General features: G+C 42.3%; 13 protein-coding genes. 7 read left to right on the top strand and 6 right to left on the bottom strand.

Translation table 11 applies throughout. The annotated features are described in order from the left end of the window. Window positions 1–100: 100 nt before the first annotated feature. Window positions 101–667 (bottom strand): hypothetical protein, encoded by a 567-nt coding sequence (locus H6G32_RS12675; RefSeq protein ID WP_190458701.1) that lies wholly within the window; start codon window positions 665–667, stop codon window positions 101–103. Window positions 668–965: 298 nt separating this feature from the next. Here H6G32_RS12675 and H6G32_RS12670 point away from each other — a divergent pair, with 298 nt between their 5' ends. The 4 genes from H6G32_RS12670 (at window position 966) to H6G32_RS12655 (ending at window position 6,910) form a co-directional block, all read left to right on the top strand. After that, entirely contained in the window at window positions 966–4,589 is a 3,624-nt protein-coding gene (locus H6G32_RS12670) for an NB-ARC domain-containing protein (protein ID WP_190458699.1), read from the top strand. A 141-nt stretch (window positions 4,590–4,730) separates the two neighbouring features. Further along, the gene (gene rsmA, locus H6G32_RS12665; RefSeq protein WP_190458697.1) at window positions 4,731–5,546 is read left to right on the top strand and encodes a 16S rRNA (adenine(1518)-N(6)/adenine(1519)-N(6))-dimethyltransferase RsmA; all 816 of its coding nucleotides are present in this window, start codon (window positions 4,731–4,733) and stop codon (window positions 5,544–5,546) included. A gap of 19 nt (window positions 5,547–5,565) precedes the next feature. Then, window positions 5,566–6,516, top strand: a complete 951-nt coding sequence (gene ispE / locus H6G32_RS12660; RefSeq protein WP_190458694.1) for a 4-(cytidine 5'-diphospho)-2-C-methyl-D-erythritol kinase — start codon at window positions 5,566–5,568, stop codon at window positions 6,514–6,516. Between the two features lie 13 nt (window positions 6,517–6,529). Next, window positions 6,530–6,910, top strand: a complete 381-nt coding sequence (locus H6G32_RS12655; protein ID WP_242046576.1) for a DUF3082 domain-containing protein — start codon at window positions 6,530–6,532, stop codon at window positions 6,908–6,910. A 12-nt stretch (window positions 6,911–6,922) separates the two neighbouring features. Here H6G32_RS12655 and H6G32_RS12650 read toward each other — a convergent pair whose 3' ends face one another. Both H6G32_RS12650 and H6G32_RS12645 read right to left on the bottom strand, forming a co-directional pair. Further along, window positions 6,923–7,792: a response regulator transcription factor gene (locus H6G32_RS12650; RefSeq protein WP_190458692.1), complete on the bottom strand. Its 870-nt coding sequence runs from the start codon at window positions 7,790–7,792 to the stop codon at window positions 6,923–6,925. A 96-nt stretch (window positions 7,793–7,888) separates the two neighbouring features. After that, a complete protein-coding gene (locus H6G32_RS12645) occupies window positions 7,889–9,067 on the bottom strand; it encodes a sensor histidine kinase (RefSeq protein WP_190458690.1) in 1,179 nt (392 codons plus the stop codon). A gap of 1,509 nt (window positions 9,068–10,576) precedes the next feature. Here H6G32_RS12645 and H6G32_RS12640 point away from each other — a divergent pair. Next, the gene (locus tag H6G32_RS12640; RefSeq protein ID WP_190458688.1) at window positions 10,577–10,855 is read left to right on the top strand and encodes a HetP family heterocyst commitment protein; all 279 of its coding nucleotides are present in this window, start codon (window positions 10,577–10,579) and stop codon (window positions 10,853–10,855) included. Window positions 10,856–10,982: 127 nt separating this feature from the next. Next, the gene (gene trpC, locus H6G32_RS12635; RefSeq protein WP_190458686.1) at window positions 10,983–11,858 is read left to right on the top strand and encodes an indole-3-glycerol phosphate synthase TrpC; all 876 of its coding nucleotides are present in this window, start codon (window positions 10,983–10,985) and stop codon (window positions 11,856–11,858) included. A gap of 189 nt (window positions 11,859–12,047) precedes the next feature. Here trpC and H6G32_RS12630 read toward each other — a convergent pair whose 3' ends face one another. Further along, complete coding sequence (locus tag H6G32_RS12630) at window positions 12,048–13,193, bottom strand: DUF1822 family protein (protein ID WP_190458684.1); 1,146 nt, start codon at window positions 13,191–13,193, stop codon at window positions 12,048–12,050. Between the two features lie 77 nt (window positions 13,194–13,270). After that, window positions 13,271–14,443 carry a sigma-70 family RNA polymerase sigma factor gene (locus H6G32_RS12625; protein WP_190458682.1) on the bottom strand — a complete coding sequence of 391 codons (1,173 nt, stop codon included), beginning with the start codon at window positions 14,441–14,443 and terminating at the stop codon, window positions 13,271–13,273. Window positions 14,444–14,523: 80 nt separating this feature from the next. Here H6G32_RS12625 and H6G32_RS12620 point away from each other — a divergent pair, with 80 nt between their 5' ends. Next, window positions 14,524–14,754 (top strand): hypothetical protein, encoded by a 231-nt coding sequence (locus H6G32_RS12620; RefSeq protein WP_190458680.1) that lies wholly within the window; start codon window positions 14,524–14,526, stop codon window positions 14,752–14,754. Window positions 14,755–14,767: 13 nt separating this feature from the next. Here H6G32_RS12620 and H6G32_RS12615 read toward each other — a convergent pair. Beyond that, a partial coding sequence (locus H6G32_RS12615; protein ID WP_190458678.1) for a zinc ribbon domain-containing protein occupies window positions 14,768–15,242 on the bottom strand: 475 nt, incomplete at its 5' end.

Below are 15,242 nucleotides of genomic sequence, written 5' to 3'. Positions count from 1 at the left end.
TGCACTTCAACTCGAAATCATTGCGATCGCCTAAAATAATCCTGTTATCAAAAGTCTGATCGCTCTAACCAACCTACATTACTGTGTTGCTCAACTGGCTCTAAAACTGACTGTAAATACCTTTAATTTCTGTTACAGCTTCTTTGGCACTACTTAGCCAAGACCGCCATCTATCTCTTGGACTAGTAGCGTGGATAATAGCATAACCACCTACCTTTTTAAGAACATTGGAAGGAATAGTATCAGCCCATCCCTGAGTTCGATTACTTGGTCCAGGACAACGCTTACAATCTACACCCCAACTTTGAGGATTAGTTATATATAAACGATTTCCAGCGCTATCAGTGATGGCAACAACAACAGAACCAGTAAATCCTTTCCACTGTTTGTCAGTCCAAATTCTGGTCACACCATCTATGCGACCGTTATTGGAAATTGTAATTTGAGTCTCCATTCGACGATGATCGCCAAGCTCTGTGAACCTAGAGCCGCGCAGTGGAAAACGCTGACTTTGTGCTAGTAATAATTTTTCACGACGTGAACTTGTGAGTATGTTGTCTGTGAGTTGAAGACTAGAAAAATTAGAACGTAATATGTCAACTCCAAGTGTAGCTTGCCCTAAAGCAGAAGTACTATTTGGTAAAGCCACTACTGCTGTAGTTGCCATTAGAGAAACAACTCCAACAGTTGCAAAAGTTCTTAAAAATTTCATATGCTTGTTTTTCCGAAAATACTGTGAATTACCAAGTTATTAGTTAGTGAAAGCGATTGCTTCTCCCATATCCTCTCTAAGAAGTTGGGGACATGAATACTGCTTATCTCAATACTCTACTGCTTAGTAGAAAATTTGACGGTCGGAAAAAGTCGGAGAAAGGTCGGATCTTTTTGATAGATTTACGTAAACTTTTTTAATAAACAAAGCTGATGATGCCAATATCATAGTTAATTTAGTTCTACGTGGATAAATGACGGTTGAAGAAGCGATCGCACTAGTCGAGGAATTATTACAACGGGGACGCTTAACAAAAGTTCAAGAGATTGTGTTTCGTCAATCTTGGGCAGGACAGACGTACTTAGAAATGGCTGTAGAATCTGATTACGACCCCGGTCACATCAAAGACGTTGGCTCTTCCCTGTGGCGATCGCTCTCTCAAGCTTTGGGCGAAAAAGTAACCAAAAATAATTTGCATGGAATACTGAAGCGAACCCTACAGCGAACCCTACAGCCACAAAAGGACACAAACGCCTCCTCAACCTTAAACCTTCAACCCTTGACGAACTACACCAACTGGGGAGAAGCTATCGACGTTTCTCAATTCTGTGGACGTACTAGTGAATTAGAAACCCTTAGCCAATGGATTGTTAAAAATCGCTGTCGTGTGGTGACACTGCTGGGTATGGGTGGTATGGGCAAAACCGCACTCTCGGTAAAGCTAGCAGAACAATTGCAGGGAAAATTTGAATATGTCATCTGGCGATCGCTGCGTCACGCTCCTTTTTTTCACGACAAGGTGACGGACTGCATCAAAATTCTTTCTCATCAGCAAGTTACCACATTGCCCGCTGACTCTCATGAGCAAATTACTTATTTAATCGAGTACCTCCGCAAATTTCGATGCTTGGTAATTTTGGATAATTTCGACACGCTATTACAGCAAGGTAAACGGACAGGCTGTTACCGTGAAGGTTACGAACCCTACAGCGAACTCCTGTGGCGATTAGGAGAAACTCAACATCAAAGCTGTCTTCTGCTCACCAGCCGGGAAAAACCTGATGAAATCGCTGCCTTGGAAGGTGATGGTTTGCCAGTTCGTACCCTTGCTTTATCAGGATTAGAAGTCGCAGCCGGACAAACAATTCTCACACTCAAAGGGCTATTAGGCACTGAAAATGAAACCCGCCAACTGGTTGAGTGTTACCGTGGTAATCCACTAGCTTTGAAAATTGCCGCCACCTCTATTCGTGACTTACATGAAGGCAACATCACCCGTTTTTTTACTGAAGGCACAACCGTATTTAAAGGCATTGGCAATCTTTTAGAGCAGCAATTCAAAACACTCTCCACCTCAGAGCAGCAAGTGATGTACTGGCTGGCAATTAACCGGGAGAAGGTTTCTGTAGCAGAGTTACAAACAGCCTTTACACCAACAATGCCCAAGTCTAACTTAATGGAAGTGCTAGAGTCTTTACTCTGGCGTAGCTTGATAGAAAGCAATACTTCGGCATTTACACAGCAACCTGTTGTAATGGAATACGTAACAGACTGCTTTATTGAACAAGTCTGCCAGGAAATAGTGACAGAATCACCGCAATACCTGCTGACCCATGCTTTGATGCCAGCCCAGGCCAAAGAATACATCCGCGACAGTCAAATTGATCTGATTGTGCGGCCTATCTTAGATCAACTACAAATAACCTTTGGCTCTACCCATCAGCTTGAGGATAAAGTCGGCAAACTAATTAGAAAGCTCCAAAATAAACCTATAGATCCAGTTGGGTATGGTGGCGGCAATCTGCTGAATTTACTGGCACAATTAGAAACCGATTTAACTGGGTATGACTTTTCGCGTCTCAATATCCGTAACTGCGATTTGCGATCGCTCAATTTACATCAGGTCAACTTTACCCAAGCCAGGTTTCGAGATTGTGTTTTTGCTGCAACCTTTGGTGGCATTACTAGCGTTGTCTTCAGTTCAGATTGGCGCTGCCTTGCTACCAGTGATACAAATGGTGATATTCATATTTGGGATATCAGCAACGGTAAACAACTCCTTAGCTGTAAAGAACACAACAGTTGGGTCTGGAATCTGGCTTTTAGCCCTGTGCATCCAGTTTTAGCTAGTTGCGGTCAGGATCATACAATTAAACTTTGGAATACTGCCACAGGAGAATGTCTCAAAACGCTGTATGGACACAGTAGCATTGTTACAGCGATCGCCTTTAGTCCTGATGGTCAATTCCTTGCTAGTAGTAGCTATGACCACACAGTTAAAGTCTGGCATCTAGCCACAGACAAATGTGTGCAAACTCTGTTCGGACATCATGCTTGTGTGTGGAGTGTCGCTTTTCATCCCACAGGTCAAATCTTAGCAACGGCTGGTGAAGATAACACCATCAAGTTATGGGAGTTGCCAACTGGATGCTGTGTGCAAACCTTGGAGGAACATCAGCACTGGGTAAAAGCGATCGCCTTTAGTCCCACAGGGCAAATCTTAGCAAGTGGCAGTTTTGATCAAACCGTGAAATTGTGGGATCTACATACTGGAATCTGTTTGAAGACCTTGCAGGGACACTCAGGAGTCGTGACTTCAGTAGCCTTCAGCCCTAAGGATAATCTGCTGGCAAGTGGTAGCTATGACCAAACCGTGAAGATTTGGGACATAGACACTGGTTCATGTGTAGATACCCTAGAAAAACATACAAATCGAATTTGGTCAGTTGCTTTTCACCCTCAAGGAAACTTAATTGCTAGTGGTGGAGATGACCACGCGGCTAGAGTTTGGGAACTTCAGACGGGACAGTGTACCAAAACCTTCCAAGGACACAGCAATGCTATTTATGCCTTAGCTTTCCTCGCCGCAGGCATCACCCACAGTTGCCAGCAAAACTTACTTGCCAGTGGACACGAAGACCAGACAATTAAACTCTGGGATCTAAATCTCAATGCCGCCCAAAACTTAACAGCTGACCTCCAGCCTTTTCGCGTATTACATGGACACAGCAATCGTGTCTTCTCTGTTGCCTTTAGTCCCAATGGACAGTTTCTTGCCAGTGCCAGTGGAGATCGCACTATTAAACTTTGGAATCCCCATACAGGACAATGCCTCAACACTTTGTATGGTCATGGGAGTTGGGTCTGGGCAGTTGCTTTCAGTCCAGATGGTAACATTCTTGCCAGTGCCAGCTACGACCATACAATCAAGATATGGGATGTGCATTCTGGTGAATGTTTACAAACATTGCTGGGACATCCTGGTTCTGTGCTGGGAGTCACCTTTAGCCATGACGGAAAAACTCTCTTCAGCAGTGGCTATGAAAAGATAGTTAAACGCTGGGATATAGAAACAGGCAAATGTCTTCATACTTGGGAGGCAGACTCCAACCGCGTTTGGGCAGTTGCCGTCAGTCCAGATAATCAGTACCTTGCCACTGGTGGTGATGACACGTCAGTCAAACTGTGGGATATCGACACAGGGCAGTGTTTGCGTACATTCTCTGGTCATGCCAGCCAGGTACTCTGTATTCTGTTCACCACCGATGGCAGCCAGATGATTAGCAGTAGTAGCGATCGCACCATCAAAATTTGGAATGTAGATTCTGGAGACTGCCTGACGACACTACAAAATCATCTCCATTGGGTCTGGTCGCTTAATCTGTCCCCAGATGCTCAAAATCTCCTCAGTGGTAGTTGGGATGAAACAATCAACTGTTGGGATATGACTACAGGAGAATCTCGGCAAACTTTGAGACCTGCCCGTCCATACGAAGGCATGATGATTAATGGGGTGACAGGATTGACTGAAGCAGAGGTAGCAACTTTAAAAGCTTTGGGGGCATCATATCGTGTCCAGTTAAAGACTTATCATTAAGACCACAGTTCTTGCTTTCTTGCTTTCTTGCAGGGGGAAACCCTGTTTTTGCACAGATGTAGGAATCATAACTAATTAGCCGGACATGATATAAAACAGAAGAAACGGATTTTGATAAACAGCTAAAAAATAGAGATATAGATGGTTCAACCGCGTAAGCAATTTGCTCAACATTGGCTCAAAAGTGAAAAGGCACTCGATGCAATTATTAAGGCAGCAGAGTGTACAAAAGATGATGGCGTTTTGGAAATAGGGCCGGGTACTGGTATTCTCACTCGGCGGTTACTACCAGCGGTGAAATCTCTGGTTGCTGTAGAAATTGACTATGACTTGTGCAAACTATTAGCCAAGCAACTAGGTAAGACAGAAAATTTTTTACTCCTACAAGGAGACTTTCTCACCCTAGATTTAGCTTCTCACTTAGCAGCATTCCCCAATTTCCACAAGCAAAATAAAGTTGTTGCGAATATTCCCTACAATATCACCGGGCCGATTATCGAAAAACTGCTGGGTACGATCGCTCATCCCAACCCAGAGCCTTATGATTCTATAGTGCTGCTGGTGCAAAAAGAAGTAGCCGAAAGGTTATATGCTAACCCAGGGTCAAGAAGCTTTGGGGCGCTGTCGGTGCGGGTGCAATATTTGGCAAAATGCGAGTTCATTTGCACAGTCCCCGCAGCTGCATTCCAACCACCACCAAAAGTTGATTCCGCAGTGGTGCGCTTGCGTCCCCAAACTATCGAAATTCCCGCCCATGATCCCAAAAAATTCGAGAATTTAGTTAAGTTGGGGTTTGGGGCTAAACGGAAAATGTTACGAAATAATTTGCAATCGATTGTTGATCGCGATCGCCTGACTCAATTACTGGAACAATTAGAAATCAATCCCCAGGTACGCGCTGAAGACCTCAGCGTTAACCAATGGGTAACTCTCGCTAATTTACTCACCTGTGAGTAACTATCACCCAGCACTGCAAATGCGTTCTTACAGTTTAATTGCCCCTGCTAAAATCAACTTGTACTTGGAAATCATTGGCGATCGCTCCGATGGATATCATGAGTTAGTGATGATACTCCAAAGCATCGACCTTGCCGACCAAATTGAATTGCGTTCCCTCAGCACTGACAATATCCGCGTCTACTGCAACCACCCCCAAGTACCGGCAGATAAAAGTAATCTGGCATACCGGGCAGCCGAACTCATGGCAAAGCAATTTCCTGACGCCTTTAGCAATTATGGCGGTGTAGAGATTACCATCAAAAAGCAAATTCCGGTTGCTGCTGGGTTGGCTGGAGGTTCGACAAATGCCGCAGCCGTATTGGTGGGGATAGATTTACTCTGGCAACTAGGATTAACTCAGCCAGAACTAGAAGAACTGGGTGCTACTCTCGGTTCAGATGTGCCATTTTGTATCGCTGGGGGAACGGCGATCGCTACAGGTAGAGGTGAACAACTTTCTCCCCTGCCAAATTTAGCTCCCATATATATAGTATTGGCAAAATACCGTAGCCTGGAAGTTTCCACTCCTTGGGCGTACAAAACCTATCGGCAGCAGTTTGGCAGCACTTATATTAGAGATAGCGACAGTTTGGCAGCCCGTGCCAGTGCAGTCCATTCAGGAGAGATCGTCAAAGCAATCCTCCATCAAGACGTGGCAGAAATCGCCCAAAAACTACACAATGATTTAGAGCGGGTCGTATTGCCAGCTTATCCCCAAGTCTTGCAACTACGGGAATTATTTGCCACTCAACCAGGGGTTTTAGGAACAATGATGTCTGGTTCCGGGCCGACAGTGTTTGCGATCGCCGAATCGATACAACAAGCAGAAGCAATCAAGCTAAATGTACGCCAGGCAATTCCCGACGAGGATTTAGAATTGTTTGTGACGCGGACGACTACAGATGGAATTCACCTGGCATCAAGCTAAAATCTAAATTTATATGAGTGAACTCAACACAACCCCACAAACAGATACTTCCGGACAAGTGCCACCAACTCCTTTACGCTGTGTAACTGGGGCAGCATTTTCTGGGGGGCTAGGATTTGCCATGTATTCTCTGATGATTGCGATCGCCACAACTTTTGCTACCAAACCCATCCATTCAAATAACCCAATGGTGGTTAATATTGGCTCTGCGGTGCGTACCCTAGTTGTGGGCGTAGTGGCCTTAGGTACTGGGATATTTGGTCTAGTTGCTGTTGGTTTGTTAGCCTTGGCGGTACAATTGTTACTGCAACAGTTAAACAAGCCTAAGAGCATTAACCTTCCCCGGTCTAAAGACACGGGGATTGCTGAAGAATCCACAAACGAACTTTCTTAGGCGTGGTGAAAATTAAGCCTGACTTAAAGGTACAGGGTTTACCAGCTGAGAGCGACTTTTAATCAATTGCATTTTGGGGCTGATGCCAACTTGAAGCAGTTGCTGCTTTCGCCAAATTTTCGGGGATAGCCCGTGGTGTTGACGAAACTGACGGGAGAAATGACAGGCATTTTGATAGCCCAGTTTTGTAGCGATTTGCTCGATTGTTTGGTTAGTACTGATGAGTAAAGGGCGTGCTGCTGCCATTCGACGCTTGACGATCCAGCCATTTACAGTATCTCCCGTTTGTTTAGCCACGTGGTTAGTCAAGTAAGCTGGTGAATAACCCACAGCTTCAGCCACATCAGACAAAGTAATTCCTTGGTGATAATGAGCTTCAATAAAGTTAAAAACTTCTTTGAGGTGGGGAACTGATGGAAAAATTAACTCTGGAGTTACCGATGAGATTAGTGGTTCTAATGCTTGATGAGAAGTAGTAGCATACCAGTACCTGAGAAGAGATTGCTTTTCTAATCGGATAGCGATCGCTCTGAGCAACTCATCTACAGTAGCGGGTTTGGTAAGATAGTCATCAGCTCCCAACTCCATACCTTTGCGAACAGCTGCCTTAGCATTGCTGCCAGTCAAGAAAATAAAGGGAATAATTGCTGTTAGCGGATCTTGCCGCAGTATATTCAGAACGCTATAACCATCCAAATCCGGCATCAGAATATCGCAAATCACCAAATCAGGTAAATGCACCTGTGCTTGCTGAATACCAACTAGACCATTTTCGGCGCCTATGGCGTCGAAACCCTCAGCTTGAAGACAGTCTAAGAAGAGATTGCGGGTAACAGCATCATCTTCAATTACAAGAATTTTTTTCGACGATTCGTGCATCATTTTTCCATCACTAGATTTTTTGGCTCTTAATGATTACCAAAGTCTGTGCTGAGTATTAATTAGAAGCATAATGAGCATCACCATAGTTGTGACAACTTAAGACTCATAACTACTAGAAGTTGATTTAATTGATGGCAGCATTACAGTAAACGTAGTGCCTACACCAACTTCACTTGCCACGGTAATTTGACCGCCATGTAAATCCACAAGAGTTTTGACAATCGATAGTCCTAGTCCAATACCAGGAATATGAGCAATATTGCTACCCCGATAAAATGGTTCAAAAAGTCTTTGTTGATCTACAGCGGGAATACCAATCCCCGGATCTTTCACCTGGAAAATTACTTTCCCATGCTCACAAGCAAGTTTTAACTCAATCACACTGCCGAGGGGAGAATACTTAATTGCATTGTCAAGCAAGTTATTCAAAATAGGTTCCAGCAGTTTTTTATCCATCCAGGCTATTAAACAGTTACCTAAATTGATAAATTTGATAGAGCTATGGCTACTGCTCATCCGTATTTGTGCCAGTAAATCATCGCAGAATTGAAGCAAATCAAGCGGCTTTGGCTCAAAATAGAGTTTGACAGCTTCTGCTTTCGTTAAAAATAAAATATCATCCAACATCTGACTGAGTTGTTCGACAGCTGTTTGAATGTGATCTAGTAATGGTCGGATTTTTTCCTCACTCCATTCGTCGATATCTCGTTTAAGTAAGCTATTAGAAAAAGAAACAATATTCAGTGGTGTGCGGAATTGATGGCAGACCATAGCAACAAAATGTGCTCTGTGTTCGCTTAGTTGTTTTTCTTGTTCTAAAGCTTGGTGCAGTTCTGATTCTGACTGTTTGTAATTGGTAAGATCAATATTTTTTTCACGGGCAAAAGCACAGCTAAATTGTCTACCCTGAGCTTCTACATAGGTAATGACTACTTCCACAAACAATATCCGCTTTCTCTTTGTCTGATAGCGAGATTTAAAGGTGAGGGAACTCTGTGATTTATTGGTCACTAGATATCGCCATTTTTCTGACCAATCCTGTAGCAAAAAGTCTATATCTATGTCAGGCAACGTCATGGAAAGTAATTCCTGACGGGAATATTCCGTCATTTGACAGGTAGCATCATTGACATAAAGAAACCTCCCATTTGCTCCCAAGCAGAAGGCAGCATCTACAGCTTGATTGATCAGGAACTCAGAAAATTTCAACTCTACTTCTGGCTGTGGCGCCAATTGAGAGTTGGATTGAACTAACGTATAGTCGTCAGAATTCATATCCCTAATCACTCCTAGTAATCAATCGGCACTATAGCTATTGTTGAGATGATAATCACAACTGCTTAAAATCATTATTGTGCTAATACATAAAAAATGTAATTAAATTAAATCAGATTTCAATAAAATTGATTCTACCAATAAAAAGTGAAGATTTTCACTTTGGTTGCATAGAAACATTAGTGGTATTTTTTGTCAACTAAAGCAGTTTATTATAGATATCAAAATCTAGCTTTAAGCAACGGACTTAAACCCTTGTTCTCTAAGAATTTAGCCCTGATTTTATAGGCTAAATATGTTATTTAATCTACTGTTATACCTGTATTATTAACCCTTTGATAACTTCAGAAAATATGCTCATTTTAGCTTTGATTCATTTGGCACTAGAAGATTTTCACCGGATAATTACGTAATTTGCCTCTCAAGATTTTGTTCCAGCACATAACTAATAAGCTTTTCAATCTAATGTAGTCAAGACCATCAAGATTATTCACGCTTTTATTCAGACTTAATTCATTTTGTCAATTCTGATTTAGATGGATTTTGCTGCCTACTCCTGGCTTTAATAGGCAAACCATGATTTATTAACTTAACTTTCCTGAATTTGCTCTTTCAGGGATTTAACTACAGAAGAATATGCTGAGTCATCCGTCAAAAGAAATACATTTATTTTAGACATTACCTGGATAATACTGAGTCATCTACCAAAAGGAAGATAAACGGTTAAGACTTCATGTGTTAAACAACACGAAAGCTATAGTTGAGGCAGGTTTAGTCTCAAGACCCCACCTGAAAATATTGCAGTATTTTATACTTTTATTTAAATAATATGTACCAGTAAATCTGTTAGTGTTTTCCAGCGCAACTGTCTCTAGATATAGATTGATCAACTTAACTAAATAGGTAAGCAATGAGTACAACAAAGGTAAAAAATATAACAGCCATATTCTAATATTTGTGATTGCCAATGTGGCATCATCTTCTATCAGTTATTTGCTAAAAAACATACTTGATTATTTTTTGACCGAAAAAAATATCAGGATTACTTTAAACCTTTTCTTGGTAAGTGGAGTTCACGCTTATCTGACTACCATTTGGGAGGAGGCTCTGGGAGTTAACGGGCAAAAAAAGCTCAAGAGCGAAAGAATAGATATATATAGCAAAAAATAGTTCATATATCCGCACCTGAACTTTGAGTAGGCTTAACGAAGAAGCTGCTTCTGCAATACGGTTAATCTGTATGGGTGGGTTTGACTAGATATCTATTAGGCAAATGAAAATGCTGCACTAGCTAGTTAAACCTACCCCTACTTTCAACATAAACAAACATAAACCGGGAAGAATTCTTTAATTTGTCTATGTAAAAGCAGATACTTGTCTAAGCTGTGTCTTATGCTTCTTTAAGTGTGCTATGGTGGAAAAATTTTCTTTTTGCTATATCCCAGAAACAAAGGAGAAAAGAAAGCAAGACATTAACTGATTTTAATTTACTAGAAAGGAGTGCATACTATGACTCAAAACATTACTGGTTATGAACCACAACTCGGTAAGAAAAATAATACTGAAGAAATAGAACAAATCATCAAAGCTATTATCGCTGGTAAGTACTCCTGGGCCTGTGTATTAATTCTCCGTTTTGGTGGCTATAATCCTATGGACTATATACCCTACCGCACCTACATCCGATTAGTTAAAAGTAACTGTCTAGTTGAGAGTTCTAAGTTAAATCAAACTGATACTAAGAAGGTGAAAATTTTTGATCTCAAGCCAAACTGGCTGCGTTTATGAAAAGTACCAATAATTGAGGAAGTTGCTTACAAAGTTCCATAAGGAAAGAATGAAGGATGAAATTTCGTAATTCATAATTCATAATTCATAATTCATAATTCATAATTTGCCCCACCCCTAGTAGCTTATGACTTACCCAATTACTATCCCTAATGCTAGTCTGCAACCCATCCTCAAAGAGATTGTGTGGCAGAAAAAGCAAGAAGTTGCACAAATACAGCAAGAGATGTCTTTGGCCTCTTTACAACGCCAGTTAACTGCTGCCCCAACTGTAAGAGATTTTTTCACTGCTTTGCAGCAGAGTCCTTACCAACCTAGCCTGATTGCAGAGGTTAAAAAAGCATCACCAAACCAAGGAATTATTAGGGCAGACTTTGATCCTGTAGCGATCGCACAAGCTTATGATCGTGGTGGGGCGACTTGTATATCTGTTTTTACTGACCAAAAATTCTTTCAGGGTGGTTTTGATCATCTGCGTGTGATTCGCCATCGGGTGGCATTACCGTTACTGTGTAAAGATTTTATCCTTGATCCCTGCCAAATCTATTTAGCACGGGCTGCGGGGGCAGATGCGGTGTTGTTAATCGCTGCTATTCTCACAGATCGGGAAATCCAAAACTTTTTGCGTGTGATTCACTATTTGGGGATGAATGCTCTGATTGAAGTCCATAGCTTGGCTGAAATGGATCGGTTGCTCAAACTGGAAGACGTACGCTTAATAGGAATTAACAACCGTCGTCTCGGAGACTTAAGCATTGATATTAGCATTACTCAGCAATTGATGGCAGCTAGGCGATCGCAACTAAAAAACTTGGGTATTCTTGTAGTCAGCGAATCTGGGCTGCATACACCAGCTGATTTATCCCTAATGGCTGAGGCTGGAATAAATGCAGTGGTGATAGGAGAGCCTTTGCTGCAACAACAGGATTTAGAGCAGGCTGTGCGTAGTCTATTAAAACCTGATTCCCCGGAGCTCTTGAAAAAAGGAATGAAGGCCAGTTAGTTTTTCTTTCTAATTCTAGTGAACTTACGCATTGACAAAAAATGGTAAATATGTTTATCGATTTTATTCATTGAAAGTCCTATAAATTGTGCGTTAGGGAACGCACACTACGCCTAGGATGCGTAAAGAGACCCATCGAAAAAGCTTGAAAAGAGGGTAAAGAGAGTACAGTGCGTAAGTCCTATTCTATTAAAATTTGAGAATTTCGCGGTCATAGTTTTCCGGTAGGGGTTCTATTTCCCAAACTATGCCTTCGCCTAATTCTAAAGCAACTTCTATGAAAAGTGCATCTACGGCTGTTGTAGCAATAGCTTCGTTGTTGGGGAAGGGTTGTAAATCTTCGGTGAGTAGTCTGAGTTTAAAACCACCAGGAATCACCGCACCTACAGTGACGTGACGCAATTCAAAGCGCCAAACCCCTGCTTCTGGTTCAGCAAGTGGTGTAATCAGCATTTCATATAACTGACCAGCGATCGCTATTTGGCGAAACAGGGGATGTCTGATTTCAACTTCTGACACACTCCGCGCCCCAGCAGCAGTCTGTTGCCAATTTAAGCGTCCCCAACCAACAGTGTCTGCAACTTGGGAAACACCACTTTGCAACCATTGCATCACTGACCATTGTTCTGGAAGTCCCAAGCGTCGTTGATATAAGCTTTGTCGCCAGCCCCCATGTGCCATTAACCCCAACCATAATGTCCCAGGAATAGCTAGACGGGGTGTGATGATTTCTGGATTTCCTAACCGGGTAATTAGGTTTTGGGCTTGTGGTTGTAGTAAGGGTGGTATTTGTTCAATAGGGTTACGTGTAGCGGCATCTGGGCAAAGTTGTAAACCCACGGTTAAAACATTAATGTCGTTGATCATCTCACTAGCATCTAGGCAATAAGTGCGATCGCTAGAATCATAACTGCCCTGAGTCTTCAGCTGTCCATGGGTGCAGTAGCCCCAAACCCTGACAAAGCCATCATCAGGTTCTACTTGCACCCCTAAATAATAATCACCCGCCCAACCGGGAATATCTACCCATTCTTGAGGTACTCGCAATTCGCCCAAATCAATGTCTTCACTAGGAACCAAGACAAATCGAGTTGCATCTAATATCAGAGCGCTTCCATTTACTAATTCCCAAAAACTGGATAAAGCCGCGGTACTTGGCCAGACTTTGACTTGCGGCGTCAATTCCTCTTGGAACCACGGCAAAACAGCCAAAAGGCAAAGTTGATTAATATAGGCTTGATAACGAGAATGTGCCCCAGAAAAAGCTTGATTTTGGGTGATGGAGGGGATTTCTAAAATTAGATCAGTGGGGTTAGCAAAAGTAAATACGGTCATAGGTACTTCGGGGAAAGGGGTTCACCAGGGCTAAAAACAGAACAGAATCCCCGGCACAACAGACAGGAATATCTGTTTTAGTGAGAAGATGAACTGTAGTAATTGTTCAGCCATTCCTCCATCACTGTACTAATGCTTTTGAGTAGGTCTGGGGTAATGGAAATATGCAGCTTGTCTCGACTCCAGTTCGCTAAACACCGGAGTAATGTTTCTTGGGCTTTTTTCAACCGCCGGGAGACAGTATACTGCTGCATTTGTAGTTGTTTGGCGATTTTGTCTTGAGTTAGCTCCTGAGAGTAGTATAGTTGCAAAATTTGCTGTAATTCTGGCTCTAGTTGGGCGATCGCCCCAATTAAAATCTGGTTAATCTCAGTTTGCTGAGAAGTTCTAGTTTCTGCTTCTTCTTGGGCGATGATTTCATTGACTAGAGACTCTTCTATCCCCGGTAGATTATCCATCCACTCCGATGAGTCATCTGCACCTTTGGGGGTGTTTAGAGAAGCTAGGGTGGGATAAAGATACTTGCGTACAGCTTTGGCAGCATTTAGCAGCCATTTTTCTAGGGTTTGGGAGTTTACTTGCTGATGACTTTGTGTATTGTAAGCTTTGGCGATCGCATTCCAAATTTCCTCATCTGGGCGAGAAAGTTGGCGAGAAGTACCAGTTGTAGTGGGGATATAAAGGGTTTTAAAACAGTTCCAAGTGAGGACATAAGCCTCAATCTCCCTTGGAGATAAACCCAAAGTTTGCAAAGACTCTACCAAGCGCTTTTTAGTTATCTTTCGTAACAGTCCCCAATCTGTACAGATATCAACTTCATGGCGTTGACGCAGAGTTTCGCGGACTACACTACCAAAGATCGCGCTAGCATAGCTTTTCAGGCTAAAGCCTTGATTGGGGTTAAAATTTTTGAGGATTTTATCAACTTTAGCGATCGCAATCTGAAAACAGTCTGATATTTGGTATTGAGTGCTAGCCAAACCAAGAACAGTTTTTTGTGATGCCCAATAACAGGTCTCCTGTAAGTAAGCAGTCAGATGTTCTTGAGCCAGAGACTGAGTTTCCCTTACTTGGGAAAACTTATACCAATATAACACCCAAAAATATTCCGAAGTCTCTTGTGGAGTCCGGGTGATACAACTTTGGATACTGCGACGCAACCTAGATTCAGTCGCCCAATTACTGAAGCGGTCTCCAGCAAATTGCATAAAAGTCGAAAAAATTTCAATGATATTTTTCCGGGGGTGCATAAAAAATTGACAGCCTACCTATAGAAGAAAAGAAGGCATTTATGACGCCTCCACAAACTTTACTACACTGAAAGATTATTATGTTTAGCCTAACAATCAAATCCGCTGCAATTGGTAGTATGCTTGCCCTAACTGCTGGCACTAGTGTTTTTGCCCAAGTCCCAAAATTACAAAATTTGCAACTAGTTCAAGCACCAAGCTTTAGTTGTGGTTCTCATCTTCGTACCTACATTGTGAAACCCCTAGATAAGCGTGCTGGCTTGGGGATTCGCTGCGTTAAATTTAGTGAAGTTGACCTCTCCCCGGTCTAAAGACACGGGGATTCTAAACTGATGCTACGTCGTAGGCTGAAGCCGTACCACTTCGCTTTTTAGTTTTGGTTTCCCAGATACGAAATCTGGTAGCAAGGGTCAAAACTTGCCTACAGACCTTGACTAGGACGAGTCCTAATTGTGTCTCTACCTTGCGAAGTATATTCGCTGCACCATTTAAATCAGCGTTAATAAATAGTCCTTTTCCTGTGCGGAACATACCGCGTTTTACTCGTTTTCCACTTGGTTTCCACCCTTCAGGTTTTGCGCCGAAAGTAGGTAGAAAATCACCATCTAAAAAACTAGTTTTACTGGTATAGGATTCTTCAGTTTCTACAAATTTGATGCCGTGGTACTCGCATAACTGTTTAACTCGTTTTTTGAGTTTGGCGGTTGGTATCTGCACAAATGATTGCGTTGTTCTACCTAACTGCGCTTCTTGTCTTTGTCCCTGATTCCACCCAAATACCACTACACCAATTTGATGT

This window comes from Cylindrospermum sp. FACHB-282 (assembly GCF_014697195.1).
GTDB lineage: Bacteria > Cyanobacteriota > Cyanobacteriia > Cyanobacteriales > Nostocaceae > Cylindrospermum.
This window is presented reverse-complemented; position numbering and strand designations above follow the sequence as displayed.

Coding starts and splice junctions, on each gene's coding strand:
- H6G32_RS12625 (WP_190458682.1), bottom strand. CDS start 14,443: ATGCACCCCCGGAAAAATATCATTGAAATTTTTTCGACTTTTATGCAA.
- H6G32_RS12645 (WP_190458690.1), bottom strand. CDS start 9,067: ATGAATTCTGACGACTATACGTTAGTTCAATCCAACTCTCAATTGGCG.
- H6G32_RS12630 (WP_190458684.1), bottom strand. CDS start 13,193: ATGACCGTATTTACTTTTGCTAACCCCACTGATCTAATTTTAGAAATC.
- H6G32_RS12670 (WP_190458699.1), top strand. CDS start 966: ATGACGGTTGAAGAAGCGATCGCACTAGTCGAGGAATTATTACAACGG.
- H6G32_RS12650 (WP_190458692.1), bottom strand. CDS start 7,792: ATGATGCACGAATCGTCGAAAAAAATTCTTGTAATTGAAGATGATGCT.
- ispE (WP_190458694.1), top strand. CDS start 5,566: ATGCGTTCTTACAGTTTAATTGCCCCTGCTAAAATCAACTTGTACTTG.
- H6G32_RS12620 (WP_190458680.1), top strand. CDS start 14,524: ATGTTTAGCCTAACAATCAAATCCGCTGCAATTGGTAGTATGCTTGCC.
- rsmA (WP_190458697.1), top strand. CDS start 4,731: ATGGTTCAACCGCGTAAGCAATTTGCTCAACATTGGCTCAAAAGTGAA.
- H6G32_RS12655 (WP_242046576.1), top strand. CDS start 6,530: ATGAGTGAACTCAACACAACCCCACAAACAGATACTTCCGGACAAGTG.
- H6G32_RS12640 (WP_190458688.1), top strand. CDS start 10,577: ATGACTCAAAACATTACTGGTTATGAACCACAACTCGGTAAGAAAAAT.
- trpC (WP_190458686.1), top strand. CDS start 10,983: ATGACTTACCCAATTACTATCCCTAATGCTAGTCTGCAACCCATCCTC.
- H6G32_RS12675 (WP_190458701.1), bottom strand. CDS start 667: ATGGCAACTACAGCAGTAGTGGCTTTACCAAATAGTACTTCTGCTTTA.